Annotated in this window: 1 protein-coding gene; it reads right to left on the reverse strand. The window is 64.1% G+C overall.

Annotated elements, in window-relative coordinates:
* Positions 1-251, reverse strand: a 251-nt coding sequence (locus tag SB717_RS38120) for an EthD family reductase (protein ID WP_410908382.1), incomplete at both ends; no start/stop codon positions are given.

Raw genomic sequence — 251 nt, forward strand, 5'->3', positions numbered from 1 at the left:
GCCTGCCACTGCGGGCTCGCGAGGGCGGTTTCGAGGGCTTCCCGCGATTCAAAGCTCAAGACGGACAGGCCGTCCCAGCCTTCGGACCGGCCACCGAACGATTCGAACAGCTCGGTGTGCTGCCAGCGCAGCAAACCCGGCAGCGGATAGGTGACCTCGGCGTGTTCGCCCCGCCACCACGTCATGAACTGCTCATGCGTCCAGTCGGTGGGTCGCGCTGCGATGAGGATCAGGTTGTACATCAAATCTCC

It is taken from the genome of Priestia sp. SIMBA_032 (assembly GCF_046535215.1).
In the GTDB taxonomy this organism is placed as follows: Bacteria; Bacillota; Bacilli; order Bacillales; family Bacillaceae_H; genus Priestia; species Priestia aryabhattai.